Origin of the sequence: Psychrobacter sp., assembly GCF_018260395.1 — a bacterium.
Classification (GTDB): domain Bacteria; phylum Pseudomonadota; class Gammaproteobacteria; order Pseudomonadales; family Moraxellaceae; genus Psychrobacter.
In genome coordinates this window covers 1-6,407 of sequence record NZ_JAGLBC010000133.1, presented here as the reverse complement: position 1 = coordinate 6,407, position 6,407 = coordinate 1, and the positions used below count along the sequence as shown (strand labels likewise).

General features: G+C 39.0%; 5 protein-coding genes. 3 read left to right on the top strand and 2 right to left on the bottom strand.

Annotated features, from left to right (window positions below; translation table 11 throughout):
• Positions 1-397 precede the first annotated feature (397 nt).
• Entirely contained in the window at positions 398-2,272 is a 1,875-nt protein-coding gene (locus QZ265_RS09155) for a calcium-binding protein (protein ID WP_296405518.1), read from the top strand.
• Entirely contained in the window at positions 2,254-2,340 is an 87-nt protein-coding gene (locus QZ265_RS10965) for a pentapeptide repeat-containing protein (protein WP_366513689.1), read from the top strand. The genes QZ265_RS09155 and QZ265_RS10965 overlap by 19 nt, the downstream gene beginning before the upstream one ends.
• A gap of 270 nt (positions 2,341-2,610) precedes the next feature.
• On the opposite strand, the gene QZ265_RS09150 is transcribed toward QZ265_RS10965, so the two are convergent.
• Together QZ265_RS09150 and QZ265_RS09145 are read right to left on the bottom strand one after the other, a co-directional pair.
• Positions 2,611-3,597: a lipid A biosynthesis acyltransferase gene (locus tag QZ265_RS09150; RefSeq protein WP_296405519.1), complete on the bottom strand. Its 987-nt coding sequence runs from the start codon at positions 3,595-3,597 to the stop codon at positions 2,611-2,613.
• Between the two features lie 287 nt (positions 3,598-3,884).
• On the bottom strand, positions 3,885-5,849 hold the full coding sequence (locus QZ265_RS09145; protein ID WP_296405516.1) for an ATP-binding cassette domain-containing protein: 1,965 nt from the start codon (positions 5,847-5,849) through the stop codon (positions 3,885-3,887).
• Positions 5,850-6,067: 218 nt separating this feature from the next.
• Here QZ265_RS09145 and QZ265_RS09140 point away from each other — a divergent pair, with 218 nt between their 5' ends.
• Positions 6,068-6,316 carry a SlyX family protein gene (locus QZ265_RS09140; protein WP_296405514.1) on the top strand — a complete coding sequence of 83 codons (249 nt, stop codon included), beginning with the start codon at positions 6,068-6,070 and terminating at the stop codon, positions 6,314-6,316.
• The last annotated feature ends 91 nt before the right edge of the window (positions 6,317-6,407 follow it).

The window sequence follows — 6,407 nt, the reverse complement described above, 5'->3', positions numbered from 1 at the left end:
GGTTAATAATTACGTTTAAAGCATAATTTAAAACCTCTTTTAAAACCTCTTTTAAACGATGATTATTTTCTATGGATGTATAAGTTTCAAAAAAATTTAGTGAAACAGTATATCAAACATTGGTTGTTTTTCTGAGTGCGACTTAAATATTTATAGCATAAGCGATCAATCAAAGATTAATTAACTCATTCCAAATAGTTATTTATAATTATTTACGTATTCTTAATTAAATTTTTAAGTTGCATATCTGAGATTTTTGGACAATACTTTAATTCAATAGCGTATTTAAGGATAAAACGCTATTGCAAAAAAGTCATTTTTTCATCCTCCATTATTTCAATTCGTTACTCCTTAATTACGTCTCTCCACTCCCCACACTATGTAAGGATACATGTTTATGGGTATGTTCGATTATAAAAACTATTCAAGCGATGAAGCTTCAAAATTGGTAGAAGATACCAGTAAATTGGCTGCATATACTAATGCGTATAACTTTTTTAATTTTATACCAGGCGGAGATGCGCTTAATGTACTTGGTACCATTACGGGTGATTTATTTGCCAATGATATCAATGTCAGTATTCCCGAGGGATGGAAAGAGCTAACGCCAACTGATTTTGGCGTTAGTGCAGACAGAGTCGATAATGCCGGTTATTTCTCTATTCCAAGTATGTATAGTGGAACGGCATTACCAGGACCTCAAGCTAAAATTTTTGGTCAATATAATGAAGCAGGAGATCTGATTCGCGTCAACTTTAACGTGGCTGGTACCAATGCTATCACTGATGTACTTGATTATTTAAATCTAAATAGTCGCGAAGGGGTGGAGCTATATGAACCTATTCTTGAGATGGTACGTGATTTTGCCCTAGATAATGGTTTAAAAGCTACGGACGTGGTTTTTAGTGGCTATAGTTTAGGAGCATCTGTTACCAACGTACTGGCGGCTGAAAGAGAAAATCTAGTAGACGGATTTTTTACAGAGTCAGACTATATTGCTCATGCTGTGCCGACAATCTATGACAATGGTGATGTGGTATTAAATGTTGGTTATGAAAATGATGTAACGCATCGTATTACCGGCAATGAGCCAGACTTCTTAAGTGCCATTAAAGCTATGGACTTCGGTTTTGGCAATCCAGATAAAGAGTTTAGCAGTACAACGGATAACTTTGTACTATACAACGATGTTTATGCTTCTCCAATATGGGATATCAGTCCATTTTCATTCTTAAATATTCCAACAGGATGGTATGCACATATTAACGGTATTACCACAGATGCTATTTCTCGAGTGATTGATTCTTCATTCTACGAGGATACCCAACAGGACAGCACGGTTATCGTATCTGATTTAAGTGCTATCAACCGTGGAATGATTTGGGTCGAAGATGACGCAGCCCCCACCAGTTCAAGCCACTTTGGCACCTCGGCCTTTTTAATTGGTACTGAATATGGTGACAAGATTGCAGGTGGCAAGAACTTCGACTATATCGATGCTGGACGAGGTAATGACATTATAAAAGCCGGTATTGGAGTTGATCACATTGATGGCAACACAGGCGTTGATGAAGTACGAATCGAAGGACGTGGTAAGGAGTGGGATGTTTATCAGATGCAAGATGACACCTTATTCTTTGTCGATAAAGATGGCTTTAATTTAGTAGAAGCAGATAACGTTGAATCCGTCAGCTTCAACGGTGAAATAGCCAGTCATATCAATAATTATGAAATTACTGACACTGGTCTGCAAGACAATCGTTTTCTTATGAAGTGGTTTGACAATGGCGATAAAGATTTTTTAGACCATAAAGAAGGTAGTGAAGTTAATGACGTTATCATTGGTCAAACTGTGTTTGCTCGTGAAGGTAACGATACTGTCACCGGTACTAGCAAGGCCGATATCTTACACGCAGGTCGGGGCGATGATGTCATCATGGCAATGGGTGGTAATGACCGCGTTTATGGTGCCGAGGGAGATGATAAAATCAATGGCGGTGCAGGAAATGATACATTAATCGGTGGCGTTGGCAAGGATACCTTTATTTTCAATGCATTATCTGGTAATGATGTCATCAAAGATTTCAACAATGATGCAGGTTATAAAGACATACTTCAATTTAGCTCGGACCTATTTAGTGATGTCAGTGCACTAAGTAGTCATACCACTCAAGAAGGTAGCAATGTTTCAGTCGCCTATGGCAATCATAATTTGTTAACGTTAGAAAATTGTACCGTTGATGACGTAGTGAGCTGTGCTATTGTTGTTTAAGGCATTGTGATTTAACACATTGTGATTTAATTAAGTCTCATTTAAGTCAGAGTGGTTTAAGCAGGTGAGATCTAACAAGACTCTATATGGTTAAACGTCATTTAATCTCACTGAGTTAATAGATTTATGATAACTATATAGTATCGCTGCTGATTATTTAGTAGCGACCTCAAAATGCTAAGATTATACTAAAAGACAGGTCAGTGTATGGATGCTTATATAGCAAACCACACTGACGCTGTCTTTTTTTATGTTAATATCTTCTATACTTAAAGCCTTTTAATACTAAAGCCTTTTAGTTCTAAACCCTTTGGTTATAAAAACTTTGTTCTATAAGATTAGTTATAGTAGTCCGTCCGTCCAGCTTCATTGTGCTTATATCGTTTGTGAAACCACATCCACTGCGTCGGATCAATTCGAATTAGACTTTCTAATACTTCATTTACCCGAGTGGCATCGGCCAATTCATCAGTAGTGGGGTAATTGTTAAGTGCGGGAGTAATGGTAAGATGATAATGCGGTCGTCTTCCTCGTTGAAGCTTATCTGGGGATTGTCTATAAGTATGTAAAGCCATTACGACGGGTGGATTGGATTTGTGTCCTAGTCGGGCCAAACGTCTAGGCGCAGTGACCGAAGCCGCAGGCACACCAAAAAATGGAGCCATAATGCCATTTTTTAACCCATAATCCTGATCAGGAGAATACCAAATAATTTTTGCGTCCCTCATTCTAGAGACCAGTTTTTTCATATTACGGTGATCAATTTGTTCATCAAAAATATGACGACGGCCATTATAAATAAACCAATCTAATAGCTTATTGTTCTGAGGACGATACACGCAATCAATAGGCAGAAACTGAGTAAATAATCGACCTCCAAGATCCAGCATCGTGTAGTGACCGCCTAATAATAATACGGCTTTATTTGCTTTTTGCGCTTCAATTAAATGGTGTAAACCTGAGATGGACACAGTACGCGTAAAGACATCTGGACGATACCAAGCACATAGCGTCTCAAATAGCCCAATCCCTTGATTGACAAAGACCTGCTTTGCCATACGCTCACGATCTTCAGACATTTTTTCTGGAAAGGCCAGTGCTAGGTTGACAAGCGTAACCTTGCGTCGACTCTTAGCGACTGTATAAAACAAAATACCAAGTTGCTTTCCTATCCAAAATTGGAAACGTAATGGCAAGTATATTAAGGGTAGTAAAATAGCTAGAAATAACCAAATACCCCAGTACTGTGGCAGTAAGAAGGCCAACTTAAAGGGCTGCTTTTCAGCCTTATAAGTTTGTTTGTGATTTTGACTAATTGTCGGCATACCAATCGGGATAGCGACAGGCTTTGGCTCTGATATTAATGAGCTATCTGTACTGTTATTTAAGGTGTTATTTAAGGTGTTATCTGATGCGTTATCAGAAATATTACGCGCTGACTCAACTGATTTAACAGAATGGGATACTGAGGGAGACTGAGGATTAAAAATCTGCACAGACGTATGAACAGGAATCTTTTTAGATTCCTGCTTAGGTGGTGATGTTGTATTATTATTAAAATCTGTCATAGTCAGTCATCACAAATTTAGCGTCAGCTGCTCGCTACAGAATCTTAATTTTCCAATATATCCCAGCGCTCAAGCTTAGACATAAGTTCTTCATCAATTTCAGACAGTCGTTCACTTGCTAAAGTTGCTGCTTCTAAATCAGTGGTAAACCAAGTACCATCAGCAAGTTTTTGCTGAAGTTGCGCTTGTTCTTGCTCAAGTTTAGATATTTGCTTAGGTAGCTCATTGAGCTCTCTTTGTTCATTATAGCTAAGTTTGCGCTTAGGGGTTGTTGGCACTTTGTCATCTGTTAACAAGCTAGAACCGGTAAGGGTAGAAGGCTTTTTAGTTGCATCTGTTTTATTGGTTGAAGAAGTTGACTTAGCATGAAAGCTGTCTTCGCGCTGCTTCTGTACCAAGTAATCTTGATAGCCGCCAACGTACTCTTTAACAATGCCATTACCATTTTCATCTTCGTCAAAGACCCAAGTGGATGTCACAACGTTATCCATGAAGGCACGGTCATGGCTTATAAGCAGGATAGTGCCATCGAAGCTGGCTACAGACTCTTCAAGTAATTCAAGCGTTGCCATATCCAAGTCGTTAGTTGGCTCATCTAGTACCATAATATTGGCCGGCTTTAGCAGCTGTTTTGCTAATAACACACGGTTTCTTTCTCCACCTGATAAAGCTTTGACAGGCGTGCGAGCACGTTCTGGTGCAAATAAGAAATCTTGTAAGTAGCTCATGATATGGGTTTTCTTACCACCGACTTCAATGAAGTCTGAGCCTTCCGAGACATTTTGGGCGACACTGGCTTCAAGGTCTAATTGGTCACGTAACTGATCGAAGAAAGCAATTTTTAGATTGGTACCTAAAGTTACAGTGCCTCTTTTGATAACCTGATCGTCTGACTCGCCTAATATGGCTTTAATGAGCGTGGTTTTACCAGCACCATTTGGACCAATAATACCGATTTTATCGCCACGAATAACTGTAGTGCTAAAGTCATCGACTAGAACATTGCCGTCATACTCAAGATGTAAATTATTTACTTTACATACAAGCTTGCCACTTTTATCGCCACTGGTCATGGTAATATTGACATTGCCAACTTGTTCACGGCGCGCTTGACGTTCACGGCGTAAGGCTTCAAGGTCACGTACACGGCCTTCATTACGAGTACGACGCGCTTTAATACCTTGTCTAATCCATACCTCTTCTTGTGCTAACTTCTTATCGAATACTGCATTGGTCTTTTCTTCCGCTTGCAGTTGTAACTCTTTTAACTCTTGATATCGTGCATAACCGCCTGCTCCTTGCGTCACGTCATAGCTTGTTAATTTGCCACGGTCTAACTCAATGATACGAGTGGCTAACTTATCAACAAAAGCCCTATCATGGGTCACAAAGAGCAAGGTAAGACCTTGCCAATCTTTTAAGAACTGTTCTAACCATTCGATACTTGCCACATCCAAATGGTTGGTCGGCTCATCAAGTAGTAAAATATCTGGTTTAGTGACTAAAGAGCGGGCAAGTAGCACACGACGTTTACGGCCGCCTGATAAAGAAGATAGGTCATCCTCAGGAACAAGCCCCATAGTAGTAATTATTTGACGCGCTTCACGTTCTAAGTCCCAACCATGTGCCGCATCAATATCATGTTGAAGATTGGACATGGCTTCGCAAGCGTCCATATCACCAGAAGCACACTGGTCAACTTTTTGGTTGTAAGCAATGAGTAGCTCTGCCGTCTTTTTATCGCCACCCATAACGATGTCTAAAATGCGACCGTCAGTCTCAGGCACATCTTGTTCCAGCATAGCCACTTTGACGCTACTATTAATAACAACTTCGCCACTATCAGGAACAATTCTGCCATCAATAAGTTTAAATAGCGTTGATTTTCCTTCTCCATTTCGTCCGATTAAACAAACGCGCTCTCCAGCTTCAATGCTAAGATCGATTCCATCAAGGATAGGGGCTACGCCGAAGGCAAGATGAATGTTCTTTAAGTTAATTAGTGCCATAGATGTATCATTACCATTATTGTAATAGTGACTTGGTGATTAATAAGTCACTAATGTTGTGAAGTGTTACATGTTAAAATTGTGCACAGTATATCACGCAGACAGTCAATCATAACCTGCCAATGCAATTGTTCCCTATAAAGTTGTTACATAGTATAAAAAGGTAGAGCTATTAACCTATTTTAATATTAACAACCTAGCTATAAGAATATAAATTCATGACAAATTCATCATACAATAGCTCTGATAGCTATCTTAATTTACAGCAACAAATCGCTGATCTACAATCTAATGTGGCATATTTAGAGCTTACCGTAGATAGCTTAGATAATGTTATTGCAAAACAAGATAAACAATTGCAAGACATGCAGCGTCAATTGCAATTGGTGTATGTTCAATTAAATCGAGTTAGTGACTCAGGTATCGCGCCTTTTGATGCAACCTCAGAAGTTCCTCCCCATTATTAATAGATTTAAAAATTTTAGATTTCGCAGCTTAATAACAACTTAGATTAACACACCAAGTGCAACGCTACGTAATATTAAAGAACACCTGATT